Origin of the sequence: Pseudescherichia sp. (assembly GCF_031987975.1) — a bacterium.
Taxonomy (GTDB): domain Bacteria; phylum Pseudomonadota; class Gammaproteobacteria; order Enterobacterales; family Enterobacteriaceae; genus Pseudescherichia.
Genome location: NZ_DALZYX010000008.1, coordinates 43,755 through 61,109 on the forward strand (window position 1 = coordinate 43,755; position 17,355 = coordinate 61,109).

16 protein-coding genes are annotated in these 17,355 nt (G+C 44.8%); all 16 read right to left on the minus strand.

The window, feature by feature from the left end:
• Positions 1–73: 73 nt before the first annotated feature.
• Positions 74–1,240, minus strand: coding sequence for a UDP-glucose 6-dehydrogenase (gene ugd / locus RTN40_RS15205; RefSeq protein WP_312229193.1), 1,167 nt, complete (start codon positions 1,238–1,240; stop codon positions 74–76).
• 228 nt (positions 1,241–1,468) lie between these two features.
• Positions 1,469–2,875, minus strand: coding sequence for an NADP-dependent phosphogluconate dehydrogenase (gndA, locus tag RTN40_RS15210; RefSeq protein ID WP_312229194.1), 1,407 nt, complete (start codon positions 2,873–2,875; stop codon positions 1,469–1,471).
• A 118-nt stretch (positions 2,876–2,993) separates the two neighbouring features.
• Positions 2,994–4,016, minus strand: coding sequence for a UDP-glucose 4-epimerase GalE (gene galE, locus RTN40_RS15215; protein WP_312229195.1), 1,023 nt, complete (start codon positions 4,014–4,016; stop codon positions 2,994–2,996).
• A gap of 95 nt (positions 4,017–4,111) precedes the next feature.
• A complete protein-coding gene (locus RTN40_RS15220) occupies positions 4,112–5,239 on the minus strand; it encodes a glycosyltransferase family 4 protein (RefSeq protein ID WP_312229196.1) in 1,128 nt (375 codons plus the stop codon).
• Positions 5,236–6,342 carry a glycosyltransferase gene (locus tag RTN40_RS15225; RefSeq protein WP_312229197.1) on the minus strand — a complete coding sequence of 369 codons (1,107 nt, stop codon included), beginning with the start codon at positions 6,340–6,342 and terminating at the stop codon, positions 5,236–5,238. Before RTN40_RS15225 ends, RTN40_RS15220 begins: the two co-directional genes overlap by 4 nt.
• Positions 6,332–7,489 carry an EpsG family protein gene (locus RTN40_RS15230; protein ID WP_312229198.1) on the minus strand — a complete coding sequence of 386 codons (1,158 nt, stop codon included), beginning with the start codon at positions 7,487–7,489 and terminating at the stop codon, positions 6,332–6,334. Before RTN40_RS15230 ends, RTN40_RS15225 begins: the two co-directional genes overlap by 11 nt.
• Positions 7,489–8,376, minus strand: coding sequence for a glycosyltransferase (locus tag RTN40_RS15235; RefSeq protein WP_312229199.1), 888 nt, complete (start codon positions 8,374–8,376; stop codon positions 7,489–7,491). Before RTN40_RS15235 ends, RTN40_RS15230 begins: the two co-directional genes overlap by 1 nt.
• 1 nt (position 8,377) lies before the next feature.
• Positions 8,378–9,364 (minus strand): glycosyltransferase family 2 protein, encoded by a 987-nt coding sequence (locus RTN40_RS15240; protein ID WP_312229200.1) that lies wholly within the window; start codon positions 9,362–9,364, stop codon positions 8,378–8,380.
• A gap of 4 nt (positions 9,365–9,368) precedes the next feature.
• On the minus strand, positions 9,369–10,634 hold the full coding sequence (locus tag RTN40_RS15245) for an O-antigen translocase (protein ID WP_312229201.1): 1,266 nt from the start codon (positions 10,632–10,634) through the stop codon (positions 9,369–9,371).
• The gene (locus RTN40_RS15250; RefSeq protein WP_312229379.1) at positions 10,622–11,725 is read right to left on the minus strand and encodes a DegT/DnrJ/EryC1/StrS family aminotransferase; all 1,104 of its coding nucleotides are present in this window, start codon (positions 11,723–11,725) and stop codon (positions 10,622–10,624) included. The genes RTN40_RS15245 and RTN40_RS15250 overlap by 13 nt, the downstream gene beginning before the upstream one ends.
• A 3-nt stretch (positions 11,726–11,728) precedes the next feature.
• Entirely contained in the window at positions 11,729–12,184 is a 456-nt protein-coding gene (locus tag RTN40_RS15255) for an acyltransferase (protein ID WP_312229202.1), read from the minus strand.
• Positions 12,162–12,578 (minus strand): FdtA/QdtA family cupin domain-containing protein, encoded by a 417-nt coding sequence (locus RTN40_RS15260; protein ID WP_312229203.1) that lies wholly within the window; start codon positions 12,576–12,578, stop codon positions 12,162–12,164. Before RTN40_RS15260 ends, RTN40_RS15255 begins: the two co-directional genes overlap by 23 nt.
• Complete coding sequence (gene rfbA / locus RTN40_RS15265) at positions 12,568–13,443, minus strand: glucose-1-phosphate thymidylyltransferase RfbA (RefSeq protein ID WP_312229204.1); 876 nt, start codon at positions 13,441–13,443, stop codon at positions 12,568–12,570. Before rfbA ends, RTN40_RS15260 begins: the two co-directional genes overlap by 11 nt.
• Before the next feature lies 1 nt (position 13,444).
• Positions 13,445–14,518 carry a dTDP-glucose 4,6-dehydratase gene (gene rfbB, locus RTN40_RS15270; protein WP_312229205.1) on the minus strand — a complete coding sequence of 358 codons (1,074 nt, stop codon included), beginning with the start codon at positions 14,516–14,518 and terminating at the stop codon, positions 13,445–13,447.
• A 362-nt stretch (positions 14,519–14,880) separates the two neighbouring features.
• Positions 14,881–15,783, minus strand: a complete 903-nt coding sequence (gene galF / locus RTN40_RS15275; protein WP_312229206.1) for a GalU regulator GalF — start codon at positions 15,781–15,783, stop codon at positions 14,881–14,883.
• A gap of 165 nt (positions 15,784–15,948) precedes the next feature.
• On the minus strand, positions 15,949–17,349 hold the full coding sequence (wcaM, locus tag RTN40_RS15280; RefSeq protein WP_409418534.1) for a colanic acid biosynthesis protein WcaM: 1,401 nt from the start codon (positions 17,347–17,349) through the stop codon (positions 15,949–15,951).
• Positions 17,350–17,355 lie beyond the last annotated feature (6 nt).

Genomic DNA, 17,355 nt, shown 5'->3' on the forward strand with positions numbered 1-17,355 from the left:
TAAATGATGTTTCTGCTCAAAAAAAAACCTGATGTCAAGCATCAGGTTTCTTGCCTCTCGCCTAAGTAAAATATCAGTCGTTACCAAACAGATCGCGAGTATAAACTTTCTCCACCACATCATGCAGCTCTGTCGCCATGCGATTTGAGATAATGACGTCAGCCTCCTGCTTGAAAGTGTCTATATCACGCACGACCCGAGAATTGTAGAACTGATCCTCTTTCATTACCGGCTCATAGATAATGACCTCTACGCCTTTGGCTTTTATGCGTTTCATAATTCCTTGAATTGAAGAGGCGCGGAAATTATCTGAGCCACTCTTCATTATCAAGCGATAAACGCCCACCACTTTTGGCTGACGAGAAAGAATCGCATCGGCGATAAAGTCTTTCCGGGTGCGGTTGGCTTCGACAATCGCAGAGACAATATTATTGGGTACTGACTTATAGTTGGCGACCAGCTGCTTGGTATCTTTAGGTAAACAGTAACCGCCGTAGCCAAACGAAGGGTTGTTATAATGGTTACCAATACGTGGATCGAGGCATACCCCTTCAATAATCTGTCGGGTATTTAAGCTGAGGCTTTCTGCGTAGCTATCCAGCTCGTTAAAATAAGCCACGCGCATTGCCAGATAGGTATTGGCAAACAGTTTGATGGCTTCTGCTTCAGTAGAATCGGTAAAGAGCACAGGGATATCGGATTTGATTGCCCCTTCAACCAGCAGCTCGGCGAAACGCTCGGCACGAAGAGAGCGTTCACCGATGACGATCCGCGACGGGTGAAGGTTGTCGTACAGTGCCCGCCCCTCACGCAGGAACTCTGGCGAAAAGATAACGTTATCAATGCCCAGCGAATCTTTAATTTTTTGTGTAAAGCCAACGGGAACTGTTGATTTGATTACCATCACCGCATTTGGGTTGATCTCATTAACATCTTTAATGACGGCTTCAACGCTGGAAGTACAGAAATAGTTAGTCTTGGGGTCGTAATCCGTTGGCGTGGCGATAATCACGTAATCTGCGTCGCGATAGGCATCGTGCTTATCAGTGGTTGCGCGAAAATTAAGGGGCTTTGTTTTAAGATATTCCTCAATTTCCCTGTCGGCGATAGGTGACTTCTCCTGATTCAGCAGGTCCACTTTTTCCTGCACGATATCCAGGGCAACAACTTCATGATTCTGGGCAATTAAAATACCGTTGGAGAGGCCTACATAACCCGTACCGGAGATTGTAATTTTCATACGTTTGACTTTTTCTCGTTAAAGAACGTAGTGCCTGAAAACGACACAGCCAGTGAGTGGAGCGGCTTTAACGATAACGATACGCTGATAATGCTGTCAATACGATAAATTGATATTCAGATAAGCTTTATAATCGGTAGCAAATAAATACCTTTTTTAACAAAACACAATCAGACAAGATAAAAAAAGCCCGGTAAACCGGGCTTAATAATTAACTAATAATTCAGATTATTCCATCCATTCAGTATGGAATACACCCTCTTTATCGGTACGTTTGTAGGTGTGGGCACCAAAGTAGTCACGCTGAGCCTGGATCAGGTTAGCAGGCAGTACCGCAGAACGGTAGCTGTCGTAGTAGGCTACGGCTGCGCCGAAGGTCGGTACCGGAATACCGTTCTGTACGGCATAGGCTACTACGTCACGCAGGGCCTGCTGATAGTCATCGGCGATCTGCTTGAAGTAAGGTGCCAGCAGCAGGTTGGCAATAGCCGGGGTCTCAGCGTAGGCGTCAGTGATTTTCTGCAGGAACTGGGCACGGATGATGCAGCCAGCGCGGAAAATCTTGGCGATTTCACCGTAGTTCAGATCCCAGTTATACTCTTCGGATGCCGCACGCAGCTGGGAGAAGCCCTGAGCGTAAGAGACGATTTTACCCAGATAGAGCGCACGGCGTACTTTCTCGATAAACTCGGCTTTATCACCGGCTGGCTGCGACTGCGGGCCACTCAGCACTTTAGAGGCGGCAACGCGCTGCTCTTTCAGGGAAGAGATGTAACGCGCAAATACTGATTCTGTGATCAGCGACAGCGGTTCACCAAGGTCCAGCGAGCTTTGGCTGGTCCACTTACCGGTGCCTTTGTTTGCGGCTTCATCAAGGATCACATCAACCAGGTATTTACCCTCTTCATCTTTCTTCGTGAAGATATCTTTGGTGATGTCGATCAGGTAGCTGCTCAGCTCGCCTTCGTTCCACTCGGTGAAGGTCTGAGCCAGCTCTTCATTAGAAAGATTCAGGCCGCCTTTCAGCAGGGAATAGGCTTCAGCGATCAGCTGCATGTCGCCGTATTCGATACCGTTGTGTACCATCTTCACATAGTGACCAGCACCATCAGCACCGATATAGGTCACACAAGGTTCACCGTCCTCTGCTACTGCCGCAATTTTAGTCAGAATTGGAGCAACCAGCTCGTATGCTTCTTTCTGCCCACCAGGCATGATGGATGGGCCTTTCAGCGCGCCCTCTTCACCGCCGGAAACACCAGTACCGATGAAGTTAAAGCCTTCTGCTGAGAGTTCGCGGTTACGACGGATGGTATCGTGGAAGAAGGTATTACCGCCATCAATGATAATATCGCCTTTATCCAGGTATGGCTTCAGAGAGTTAATCGCCGCGTCTGTACCAGCGCCCGCCTGCACCATTAACAGGATACGACGAGGCGTTTCAAGAGATTCAACGAACTCCTGCACGGTGTAGTAAGGCACCAGTTTTTTGCCAGGATTTTCGGCAACCACTTCTTCAGTTTTTTCACGGGAGCGGTTAAAAACGGAGACGGTATAACCACGGCTTTCAATGTTGAGGGCCAGATTACGCCCCATCACGGCCATACCGACAACGCCGATCTGCTGTTTAGACATTACTTACTCCTGTCAGGTGTTGAACTGCGAAGCATAACGCAGTTTTAATGTTGTACTTATGTTAACTCAGGATGCACCAAATCCGAAAATATTTGCTGATGCGTCAGCGATGGCATTTTTATGCGTGGTTTTTATAACCATTCGGATTCTTTTGTTGCCAGTTCCACGCATCTCTGACCATGTCATCCAGATCCCGTTGAGCCTGCCAACCCAGTTCTGTACGCGCTTTAGAAGAATCTGACCAGCATTCAGCAATATCTCCGGGACGTCTTTCGGCAAAGACGTAAGGCACTGAGAGCGTCGTAACGCGCTTAAACGCCGCCAGGATATCCAGAACAGAATACCCCTTGCCGGTTCCAAGATTATAAACTTTGAGATTAGGGGTGTTCTGACGTTGTTTCAATGCTGCGATATGGCCTTCAGCAAGATCCATGACGTGAATAAAATCACGCACACCGGTACCGTCTTTCGTTGGGTAATCATTGCCATACACTGAAAGACGGTCGCGTTTACCGATAGCAACCTGACAAACATAAGGCATAAGATTGTTTGGCGTTCCATTTGGGTCTTCACCCATTTCACCCGACGGGTGCGCACCAACAGGATTGAAGTAGCGTAGAATGGTAACGTTCAGGGCTTGATAAGCGAGCGACAAATCTGAAAGGATTTTTTCCACCATTAGCTTAGAGGTTCCATAAGGATTTGTTGTGCCTCCGACTCGACACGCCTCGGTTAATGGGATCATTTCTGGCTCACCATACACTGTCGCAGAGGAGCTAAAAATCAAATTATGCACCCCGGCCTTCATCATTTCATCAAACAGACATAAACTGCCGGTAATATTGACTTCATAGTATTTAAGAGGCTGTGAAACGGATTCACCAACCGACTTCAAACCGGCAAAATGGATCACATCTGAAATCGTTTTTTCAGCGAAGATTTTCTGTAGAAGACCGCGATCAAGAATATCACCCTGGTAGAAAAAAGGTTCAATACCCGTAATTGCTTTAATTCTGTTTAAGGCTTCTGGAGAAGAGTTAGACAAGTCATCGATAATTACAACCTCTTCGCCTTTTTCAAGAAGAGCAACTACCGTATGCGAGCCTATATAGCCCAGTCCACCTGTAACAAGAATAGCCATACAATTTTCAACCTTATTTAATGTTTGTGTATTTACCCATTAAAAACAGAGGTATACGTAACACTTAATAACAATCAGTTATCCTGCAATTAACATTATTTACTTTCTAACAGGATATTAATTAATTTGTCAGTCGCAACATTCTCATCGAATTTTTCTTCGGCTATGCGACGACTCTCCTGGCCCATTAATACTATTTGCTGCGGATCGGTGATGAAAGCCGTCATTGCATCGGCAAGGGCTTCAACATTCCATGGTGGGATCATGAAGCCATTCGCTCCATGCCGCACGGTTTCCCGGCAACCAGGAACATCGGTGGTGATCACTGCCCGACCAATAGACATCGCTTCCTGAGTGCTACGCGGAATACCCTCCCGATACGAGGGCAAAACAAAGACGCTAAGATCGGTCAAATAACCTTTCACATTAGATATCTGCCCAAGAAACTCAACGTGCCCCTCTTTTTTCCAGACATCAAGCTGTTCGCGGGTTATTCCTCCAGGATTATCATCGATTGCACCTGCAATACTAAACCGAGCAGCCGGGTATTTCTCTTTAACGAGCTTTGCCGCTTGAACAAATTCCCTTACCCCTTTTTCAACCAGCAGTCGTGAAACCATGCCAAAATGGAGGGTATTCGTCGCCGGCAAACTGTAAGCGTATTCATTAAGGTTGACGCCAATGCCTCCAATCACCTCTGCATCAGCGATAGCAATCTTGTTTTGCACGATCAGGTCGTGATAGTCGTCACGGTTGAGGAAGAGAACTTTTTTAGAGCGCGGCAGGGTCACCTTATACAGGAAGGTTTGCACATTTTTTAATATTTGTTTTTTAAAAGAATCCTTTTTTAAATGTGCTGTATAACAAAAACCTAAACCTTCCAGAAGGTTATAAATACGTTTAACCCCAGCCAGCTTTGCTGCAAGCGTACCAAAAATAACGGGCTTGGGGAAAAAAGAGAAAACAACATCAGGATTAATATTACGGATCTTTTTTGACAACGCGAATGTATTAATCATATCTGAAAGAGGATTCATACCGGAGCGCGAAAAATGATATTGCTCAGGTATGGCTCCAAGCTGTGAAATCTGGTGAAATTTTTCACTGTCGTAATCCATGGTGAGGACATGAACGCTTACGCCTCTGGATACAAGTTGTTCAATTACTTTCTTTCGGAAAAGAATAATTGTACTGGCTTGATTCCCTATGAGCAAAATTTTCATTTGTTAACCTGTTCTGTTTTGTAAATGCTCAACCACCGATCTACAACTGAAGTAATAGAGAAGTTTTTAATAATGTGGTCACGATTTTGAGTTGCAATAATATCTTTACGCTCTGCGCTTAATTCACTCACTTCCACTATTTTATCAGCCAAAGCGATAGAGTTAGAAACAGGTACTAAAAATTCAGCGTTGCCAATAACTTCTTTAACTCCGCCAGCATCCGTACATACTGCAATACGTTTGCAGGCCATTGCTTCTGCGACAACTAGCCCAAACCCTTCCCACTCAGAGGCTAAGACAAACAGATCGCATGCGGAGTAGTAACTGTTAACCGCATTAATACTGCCAAGTAACGTGATGCGAGACGATAAATTCAACTCCAGGATACGTTTCTCAATATCGCTGCGCAGTTCACCTTCGCCAATAATGATAAGGCGGTAGTGATCTGGCAAGACCTTAAAAGCATTAAGAAGATTAGGATAATCTTTCGCTGCGGTTAATCGACCTACAGTGAGAATGACTTTCTCATTGTCCCCAATATTCAACTTATCTCTTAACGCCTGTCTGCTATCGCTACTGTAATCAAACTTTTCAACATCAATGCCATTGTAGACGACTTCGGCATGCGCTTGCGAAAAAGCCTTTTTTTGAATAAATTCATCCAGAGCTTCTTTGCTTACGTTTGTACTTACATCGGCAAACCGATCGGTAAGCCGGTATAAAAACATTCTTAATGACCCGCCTTCATTTTTACTGTGCGCAGTGCTAATGAGCTTATATTTTTTAGGAAACAGGAAGCTAACCATTCTCATGACAATATTTGCATGAAACATATGGCTATGTACAACAGATGGCTGATAATCTTTAATTATCTTGCGACAATCAAAAAGCACCTTTAAAAAGGCGAGTGGATTTTTCTTTAAATTCAGGTTAACAATTTGGATGTTACTTTCTTCCGGGCGAACGACAGTTTCCCCGCTCAAAGAAACTATTTTAACCTCATATCCACGCTGATAAAATTTATCAGCCAGAATACATAACTGACGCTCTGCCCCGCCCAAACCCATTCCAGTAATAACAAACAGTAACTTATTATTGAACATTATTTGACTCTCCATCTAGCGCTTTGTCCAGCACGGTGCTGGCTATTCTCCCTACTTCTCGCTCATCAAATATTGTTGCGGCATAATAGTCCATGTTGCCGAATGAGACTGGAGCCAAAGGGTTACGGAAATATGACAGGAAACAAAACAGTAGAAAAACAAAAAAGTATAGATTAAGCAACAACGTATTATAGGTTTTAACTGCAAATATTCTCTTTATGTTTTCTTTTGCATAGAGAGAAAAAACAAAGATAGCCACAAAAATAAAATAGAAAGTGACCCTTGTTAAGAAGGTGATTGCACCGCTATACAGATAAATCACAGCACCTACAAAAATAAACCGATTGAATAATTTTAAACTCTCTTGTTTCTCGATTTGGGAAGCGTAAAACATGTAAAATACAACAAATATTAAAACCAATATATTCAACCACCCAAACTGTAGTGAGATTGGGTTCTGATCGATATAAAAGAGGATTTTTTTAAAGGCAAAATTAAACTGTGCCAGCAAAGTAATCAACTTGATGCCAAAAATGAGTAAGAAAGCAAAAAGAGATATAGACAGGACAGTGATCAATATGAAAGATTTTCTGCTCTTAACTTTGCATAAAAAAATCGCTGGTATAATTATCAATGCAGAGATGTGCATTGTAGCAGCCAGTATTACCCCAATTATTAATCTGGTTAAGGAATGATTACGCGAATAATTTACCATTGCAGCAAAGACGATAACGCAAGCAATAAATTGTCTTAGCTGCTCAAGAATGAGCGTGTAACCAAAAACCATCAGCAATGCGGATATAAACAGAGGTTCATTTATTTTAACTTTCGTTAAATTGTAACCCAACAGTGCAAAAGTGAGCGTGTAAAAAAGGAGTATTGCAAAGCCAAAATTTTGCCCGGCAATGAACAATAGCATTTTAAAATAAATAACAAAACCAGGTTCGAATGCTAAGTAGAGGTCGGCATCATCTGCAAAGCGAGTGTAGTAAATACTCCAGTCAACGCCATTCAAGTAGAAGGCAGTATATGATACAATCAACACCCCCCACATTATACATCTAAGGAAATTTTTCGAGTGTGGATCAAACCTTCCCCAGATTAGCGACAGAAGTAACAACGGTAAGACGTTAATCAGTATAAACATTATCTACGAACCTTTTCATAGAGCGCTATCAGAACGTTTATCGGATTAACGATTTTTAGATATTTTAAAGTACGCACCTTGCTAAAAGATAAGAATAAATTCAACTTGTTATGCATATAAGCAACATAATGTTTATCCTGCAGTCTCATGTTATTCAAGCGGATCAAATCATTATATAAGTAAATGTTAATGCTAGAATTTCTGGAGGTTGCCTGTGCATTATGCACGCGATAATTAACGCTGGTAAAATCTAAGAAACCTGTTTTTATATTGCCATCAATAAGTTTCAACCAATGCGGTAGATCCTCAAGCAAGCGATAGCGCTGATCAAAACACTTCAAATATTTACTATTAATAAATGCGCCTGGCGCCATATTATTAAAATGGATATTGGCTAAACCTCGCTTCAGTTTTGAAGGCTGCATTTTACTAATATCTCTGGTCCAGGACAAAGGATATCTGCTGGGTACCGACACACCTTCACCAAAGGTTTCAAAGTAGGTAAAGAATGCGCCATAGCTCTCGCTCGAAGGTATAACTGCGGTTCTATTTATAAACTCCTCAACGGCACCGCTGAGCAGGATATCATCCGAGCCAATGCATTTTATCCACTGGCCTTTTGCCAGCTTAAGACCATTATTGAAGTTTGCCGGTATGCCACTGTTTTTTTCGCTTTTTACCAACAAGCACTCTATATTGGGGTGGGTGATTTTTTTATCATGAAGCCAGTTTTCAATTATCTCGATACTATTATCTGAGGAATTATCATCTGTAATAATTATCTGAATTGACTTATAGGTTTGATTTATACATGAGTCTAACGTTTCCGCAATGTACTTCTCTGCATTATAACTTGCGACGATAATTGTTACTAAGATAGTATCCATATTAAAACATAATACCTAATAATATTAACTGTGATTTGGTTTTCTGCGTAAACACAATGCCACTATTTTTAATACCTTGTCTGACTTGCCTTACAGAATGCCTGATCGAAGATCGCCACTCCAATCGCTCGCTTGTTGTCAGAGATTTATACCATTTAAAGTATCGAACTGATACGCCCCATAACGTACTGACGATCAACGCCCAGGCATCATTTATGAGTAAGGCTTTATTGTCTGAAGGGTATTTCTTTTCGATATAACCTAATAAAAAGAAAGCGTTGTGAAGAACTTTATAATAATTATGATTGACTCTTCGTGTTGTCGAGTTTGCATTATTTATAAAATAATAATCACCCTCGGATAAATAGATGATGTTAGCTAAACCAAAAGAGATGCGAGAAATCACTTCATCATTATTCAGGTAGTTAACGCCCTCTGTATTTATAGTATCATATAGCTCGTATGCTTCTAAAATCACATTCTTATTATAAATACCAAACGCATGCACCCCCCATGCTTTGATACAATTTGCAAAAACGTCTTTACCTTGCAAATTTTTTTCAGATGTATAGCAAACAAATTTGCCCGTTATTCGCTTAGTTATGGCGTCTACATAATTTAATTTGAATAAAGAGATGTCGATTGCGGCATTGGACGTTAAAGGCGAAAACGCTTTTTCCAGAGAATCATCGGCTAAACTATCATCACAATCAATTACAGCGACGTATTTTGACATAGAATAGCGTATTGCATTTTCTCGCGCTCGCGCGGCGCCTGTGTTCTCTTGTTTGAGTAACTGAAGAGTAAACTGCTTCGGTTCATAGGATTCAACCAGCGCAGCAGTATTATCCGTTGAGCCATCATCGACGACAATGACGGCAAAACCTTGCAAAGACTGTCGATCGAGGGTGCTCAGAATCGTTAAGATATTTGCTTCTTCATTATAGGCCGGAATAATAACGCTTAAATCTTCACTTCCAATCCGCATTCTTTTAACCCACTTTATTTTTTACATGCCACAAATAAACTAACGCGGTAGCAATAAGATAGATAAAATATGTTGAACAATATGCCAGACTTACCCCTTCAAAGCCATGATTGATGGTCAGTAGCTTCACTAGCAATGGGAAAAGGATAGAAACTGATATTTCTAACGTTGCGTTAATAACAAAATAGCCTTTCGCTAATAAAATTGTTGCGAACAGCCAACTGCAAATCCTGAAAAAGTCGCCTATGTTTTGATACAGGAAGAGACCGCCTGCCCGTTGAAAATCTTTTGTGAATAAAAAACTAATAATAAAGTCTTTTAGGTAAAAAATTGTCATTGCCATGGCAAGCGATAACGGTACAACTAACCGTGCACCTGTTTTTAAAATGCTTAAATGCTCGGCGCGTGTTTTTGCCGCTGCCGTTTGTGGGAAGTAATATACTGTCATGGCGGTAGTCAAAACAGCCAGATAGGCTTCTGATATTTTGCTTACCGCTTGCCAGTAGCCCGAATATTCTATGGAGAAATCATTAGTCAGAATTGTTCGTACAACGATTAGAGAAATCGGCCCGGTTAACGCGCCTACTATTCCCATGGCGAAGTACTTACTCATTTCATTGATTTGCTGCCTCGGTGCCGTACCATACCAATATTTGAGTCTGAACCAGGGTTTTTTCAGAATAATAATTATTAACCAAAAACCGGCAATAGCATTATTGAGGGCAGCGGCAATAAGCGCGCCTTTTAAGCCTAAAAAATAGACTAGCCCGGTCATTGATATTACCGATGAGGCGATAGCAAATAAGTTTGCCAAAAAAAACTTATTGTAATCACCCAACCCATTTAATACGCCCAGAAAGATACTGTTTATAATATTTAACGGTAATACCATTAGCGCTAAGATGATAAGCCAGTAAAACTCTCTGGTATGGAAAAGATACTCCGCTAACTGGCCCGAGGAGAGGATCCCCAGGCACATTATGAAACAACATGCTATGGTTGAAAGTTTTATTGCAGCACGCCAGTAGGGCTGAGCATTTTCATAAGAATCCCGATGCTCAGCCGAATAGCGATTTACCCCTTGCGAAACCTGTGATGAGATAAACCCATTAATAAAGGTTACAAAATTCTGTAACTGCCCCAGATTCGATATGCCTGCCGGGCCTGTATAAATGGCTACTACCTTGGAAATTATAAGTCCGCATGCAAGTCTAAAGCAGGTAATGATTCCGCTCAGTATCGTTACTCTTGCAAAACTCAAAGTACCCATCCATTTACTGTGTTAATCACATGCTCAATATCTGCTTCAGTCATGGTTGGATCCATCGGTATAGATAATACGCTACGATGCAAGGACTCAGAAATTGGCAAACTCAGATGCTTAAGTTCTTCATAGGCAGCTTGCTGATGCGGTGGAATAGGATAATGAATGAGCGTTTGTACACCGTTATTATCCAGATAATCCTTAAGAGCCTGTCTGTGATTGGTTTTGATTACAAACAGATGCCAGACATGCTCTTGTTCATCATCAATATTAGGCAGATCAATATGCGGATTGTTAATTGACGTTAGATATTTCTGTGCAATTTCACGACGTCGCGCTGTCTCGCCATCGAGATACTTCAGCTTCACCGCGAGCATAGCTGCCTGCATTTCATCAAGGCGGCTATTGATGCCTTTATATTTGTTCTGGTATTTTACGTGGGAACCATAATTTCGCAGCGCAAAGAGTACCTGTGCGAGTTCATCGTCATTGGTTGTAATCGCACCCGCATCGCCGAGGGCGCCCAAATTTTTACCAGGATAGAAACTAAAGCCAGCGGCATGGCCCCATGAGCCACATTTCTGCCCATCGATTGTTGCGCCATGAGACTGGGCGCAGTCTTCAAGCACTAACAGGTCATTTTTAGCAGCAATCGCCATAATCTCTTTCATCGGAGAGATGCGGCCATAGAGATGAACAGGCAGGATTGCTTTAGTCTTATCGGTGATGGCTTTGCTTATCCCTTCCACACTTAGATTGAATGTTGAAGGATCAGGCTCAACGAGAACGGGAGTCAGATCGTTTTGCGTAATGGCTAAAATTGATGCGATATAGGTATTTGCTGGGACAATAACTTCATCACCATCCTGTAGTTTTCCCATCTCTTTCCAGGCGCGAAGTACCAGTATCAGGGCATCTAAACCGTTAGCCACCCCAATCGCATGTTTTACGCCACACCACTCTGCATACTCTTTTTCAAAATTTTTCAGCTCGGTACCCATAATATACCAGCCGGAGTCAATGACCCGTGAACATGCTTCTTTAAGTTCTCTTTCATAACAGTTATTAATTTTTTTTAAGTTCAGAAAGTCAACCATCATTTACTTCTCCGTCAAAATTCTTGCGGGATTGCCGACCACAGTTGTATGTGCTGGCACATCCTTCGTCACTACAGCCCCTGCCCCTACCATTGCGCCTTCACCAATCACCACACCGGGAAGAATGGTTGCATTTGCGCCAATAGAAGCCCCCTTTTTCACAACGATGCGTGAAAATTGCGCGGGATAAACTTTAGAACGCGGTTTTTTATCGTTTGTAAATGCAACACATGGCCCAATGAATACATCATCTTCAAGCGTTATACCATCCCAAATATATACGCCTGATTTTACTGTTACGCGGTTTCCGATTACTACATCATTCTCGATCAACGTATGGGCACAAATATTACAATTATCTCCGATTACTGCCCCAGGCAATATGACAGAAAATTGCCAGACGTTAGTATTCTCGCCAATATTGCTTGATTGAACATCACTCAGCTTGTGTAGATTCATTTCTTACCGACTCCTGAAATGCTTCATAATTTCTGATGTAGTCGCTTTCATCGTAGACATCACTTGCCAGAACCAAAAGGACACAATCATCAGAATAGTTATACATCTCATGCCAGATAGCTGGCTCAATCAGCAATCCTTGAGCAGGATCATTTAACAGAACTTCTTCTTTATCAACGCCATCGTCTAAATGGAAATAACAGGAGCCCCTGACTGCTATCGCCAGCTGTCTCAGCTCTTTATGGGCGTGGAAACCTCTGCGCACGTTATCTTTTGTGCCAAACATGTAATAGACGCGTTTGATCTCAAAGGGAACGTTTTTAATTTGCTCAAGGGCAACAAGCATACCACGCTCATCACCATGCTTTTGGAAAGGCAATAACTCAATTTTCATATTTTTTCACTAAATTCATTAAATATTGGCCGTAGCTGTTCTTCTCTAGCTTTTTACCGAGAGTGAAAACATCATTATTACTTAACCAGCCATTACGCCATGCAATCTCTTCCGGACAGGCAACCATCATCCCCTGACGTTTTTGCACCGTTTCGACAAAGCTTCCTGCCTCAATTAGGCTATCATGGGTGCCCGTATCCAGCCATGCAAAACCACGCCCCAGTAACTCAACGGTCAATGCGTTATTATTGAGATAAACTTCATTTATTGAGGTGATTTCAATCTCACCTCTGGGGGAGGGTTTGATCGTTTTAGCGATATCGACAACGTTGTTGTCATAAAAATATAACCCTGTGACGGCCCAGTTTGATTTAGGTTTCGCTGGCTTTTCTTCAATACTTAACGCCTTAAAATTGCTATCAAACTCAACCACACCGAAACGTTCTGGATCCATCACCTGATAACCGAAAACTGTCGCGCCCGCATTACGCTCAGCAGCGCTTCTTAGTTTTGGCGTAAATCCTTGACCAAAGAAGATATTATCCCCTAACACAAGGCATACCGGATCCTGACCAATAAACTTTTCGCCAATAATAAAGGCCTGCGCCAGGCCATCAGGAGAGGGCTGGACGGCAAAAGATAAATTTATGCCGAATTGACTGCCATCACCCAGTAGCCTGATAAATCCCTGCTGGTCTTCGGGGGTGGTAATAATTAAAATATCTTTTATGCCAGCCAGCATTAACACGGATAACGGGTAATAAATCATCGGCTTGTCATAAACAGGAAGTAACTGTTTAGATATGCCCATTGTGATGGGATAAAGCCTGGTGCCCGATCCACCAGCAAGAATGATGCCTTTCATCTTATTCTAATCCTAAACGTTCACGTTGATAGCTACCGTCCTGCACGCGACGACACCATTCACTGTTGTGTAAGTACCACTCCACCGTTTTACGAATACCGGACTCAAAGGTCTCTTCCGGCTTCCAGCCCAGCTCGCGACTGATTTTATCCGCATCGATAGCGTAGCGGCGGTCATGGCCCGGACGATCGCTTACGTAGGTGATCTGCTCACGATAAGAACCCTCTTTCGGCACGATCTCGTCCAGCAGGTCACAGATGGTATGCACAACGTCAAGATTCTGCTTCTCGTTATGACCGCCAATGTTGTAGGTCTCGCCGGGCGCGCCCTGGGTGACCACGGTATAGAGCGCGCGGGCATGATCTTCGACGTAAAGCCAGTCGCGGATCTGGTCGCCTTTGCCATAGATCGGCAGCGGTTTACCTTCCAGCGCGTTGAGGATCACCAGCGGGATCAGCTTCTCCGGGAAGTGATACGGACCGTAGTTATTGGAGCAGTTGGTGACCAGCGTCGGCAAGCCATAGGTACGACGCCATGCACGCACCAGATGATCGCTGGATGCTTTGGACGAGGAGTAAGGACTGCTGGGGGCATAGGCGGTCTGCTCGGTAAAGAGCGGCAGCGCCGTGCCCTGCGGGTGTTCATCTGGATGCGGCAGATCGCCGTACACTTCATCAGTGGAGATGTGGTGGAAGCGAAACGCTTTTTTCGCTTCATCGCTTAAGGTCAGCCAGTAAGCACGGGCGGCCTCCAGCAGAACGTAGGTTCCAACAATGTTGGTTTCAATAAAATCAGCCGGGCCGGTAATGGAGCGGTCAACGTGGCTCTCTGCCGCCAGGTGCATCACCGCATCAGGCTGATGCTCGGCAAAAACGCGCGCTACCTCTGCGGCATCGCAAATATCGACACGCTCAAAGGCATAACGATCGCTGTGTGCGACATCAGCTAGCGATTCCAGATTACCGGCGTAAGTCAATTTATCAACATTCACAACGGAATCTTGGGTATTTTTAATAATATGTCGGACGACCGCAGAGCCAATAAAACCTGCTCCGCCAGTAACAAGGATTTTCACGCTATCAATTCCGTCAATTCAAGAAGTTGCGGGTCGAGGCATGGCGGCTCAAAGAGCAGACACGCTACCGCCCCAGGCTCAACAGCTACCAGTGGACTGATTCAGACCAGATTGTGCAGAAACTCACGCCCAAACCAGTGCTGCTGGGCGATAAATCAGTTGCTAATTGTCATCTTAAACGCGTAGAGAAACAAGGAAAATTCTTAGCGTTTTGCTGTATGAATAATCAACACAACCCTTTGATCTACAAGAATTTGGGGGTTGTAAAACAAAAACGGCAAGGGATTGTTTAGCGCATAATAAAAATGCGTTATGAACAATCTCTTGCCGTCCGGATAAAACAGCGCTTACTTAAGCGTGGCTTAGGCCTGGCTTTGGCTCAGCAGCTTCTGAATGCTATCGCGGAACTTCTGCCCTTCCTTCAGGTTGCGCAGACCATACTTAACAAATGCCTGCATGTAACCCATTTTTTTACCGCAGTCATAGCTGTCGCCGGTCATCAGCATAGCGTCAACGGACTGTTTTTCCGCCAGTCGGGCAATGGCGTCGGTAAGCTGAATACGGCCCCACGCGCCCGGCTCGGTTTTCTCCAGCTCTGCCCAGATATCTGCCGACAGGACATAGCGACCTACCGCCATCAGGTCGGAGTCCAGCGTCTGCGGCTGATCCGGTTTCTCGATAAAGTTAGTAATACGGCTCACTTTACCTTCGCTATCCAGCGGCTCTTTGGTCTGAATGACGGAGTACTCGGAGAGATCGCCCTTCATGCGTTTTGCCAGCACCTGGCTGCGGCCGGTCTCGTTAAAACGGGCCACCATCGCGGCGAGGTTGTAGCGCAACGGATCGGCAGTCGACGTGTCCAGAATGATATCCGGCAGCACCACCACAAACGGGCTATCACCCACGATAGGACGCGCGCAGAGAATGGAGTGGCCCAGACCCAGCGGCTGCGCCTGACGCACGTTCATGATGGTTACGCCCGGCGGGCAGATAGATTGAACTTCCGCCAGCAGCTGACGCTTAACGCGCTGCTCCAGCAGGGCCTCAAGCTCATAGGAGGTGTCGAAGTGGTTCTCTACCGCATTTTTAGACGAGTGCGTAACCAGAACAATCTCTTTGATCCCTGCAGCAACCACTTCATCGACGATGTACTGGATCATCGGCTTATCGACGATCGGCAGCATCTCTTTAGGGATCGCCTTGGTGGCAGGCAGCATGTGCATCCCCAGACCCGCTACCGGAATAACCGCTTTCAAATTAATCATTATCACTTCCACCTATAAAATGGTTGCTGAATTATAGCCCTTTGATCTCGTTTAGCCAGCACGATTTAGCTGGCTAAACGAGATCAATTGCGGCATCTGTAATAGATGTAATACGAAGCCGCGGGTTGAGGCTCCAGGAATCCTCGCAAAGTGGCTCTGGAACTATTATGAGCGCTTTGCTGGCAGGGGAAAGTTTAATTTTTCAGCATTAATTACCTGCTGATCGAGCCGGTCAATATCCACCGAACTCTGCCCTTTCTCATTCACTGCATGAATATTTGCCAGTGAAAGCAGCGTGTCCCGCTTCGCCATAAAGCGTCCGCGAACGTCCTTACGCAGGTCGAAATGGAGCTTCAGCGCCGGGCCTGTCGCCGCCTCCTGCATTACCTGAATATTACGCATAAACAGGTGCTGGGGCTTATTATGCATCTCCAGCGAAGCACGCTGAATATTGAGGTTGGTGAGAGAGACAAACGAGGCGGCATTTCCTGATGAGATCTGAATCCCGCGTAATTTTCGCGTCTCGCCCGCGTTGTCTAAATGAATCGCATTCAGTCTAAAATTTTGTGGTATTGAAAGATAATTACCTTTAATTACCCCGTACCCAATTAGCATTCCGGCGCTGTTGCGCATTTTTACATCATCGATAACGAAATTATCGCAGCCGTAAATGGCAACCGTGGCGTTATCAATCCCCGCCTTTTTACTGTAGTCGGGGGTGATATCCGTGGCGGTGATATGGCGAATCACAAAGTGCTTGCCGTTTTCAACGTGCACCAGCTGACGGCAGTGGCTGCCGGTAATGTTGGCGACGGTAAAATGCTTTACCGCCTGGTCTTCTGGGTAGTCATTGTCGTAGGTGCTGCCCGCCAGCCCAATGCCGATCCCCCAGTTAATTTTGCCGTTGGTACAGTCGATATGGTCGATGATATGGTCAGAGATTAGCAGATTACGATCGTTAATCGCCACGTTCCACTCAATGGCGTCCCCCTGCAGATAGCTGAAACGCCCGTTAGTGATGCGTGCCCCGTCAATCTGGTTGTGAAAGCCCTGCCGCAGAATAGCGTAGTTGGCTTTGGTCACCGTAATGTTATCAATGACGAGGTTGCGCATCACCCGCTTCTCTTTGCCGCCGATATAGATCTGCGTTACCGGACCGTAGCCGCTCATCGCCACGCCCTCGATAGTACAGTCCGATCCGCGCACGTCGAGAGTGATATTATAGAGGCTGCCGCCCTCTTCCCCCCGAACCCGGCAGCCATCCTGCAACACGAAGCGCCCCCGGCCGTTGCCTTTGAGCGCCCCACGGATCAGCAGCGTTTTACCCGCCGGGATAAAAATAGCCGTATTGATATTCTCGCAGACCACGCCCGCTGGAACCAGCACGGTGCTGGCCTCGGCAAAAGCCTGCTTAAAGGCGGCGATAACGTCATCTTTCAGGTAGCGGCGGATATCAACGCTGCCGGACTCTTGGGCATGAAGCAGCGGCGAATGTAACAGGGGCAGCGCCGCCAGGGCAGAGCCTGCACCGATAAAGCGGCGGCGGGAGAGTAAAATATCTGGCATATAACC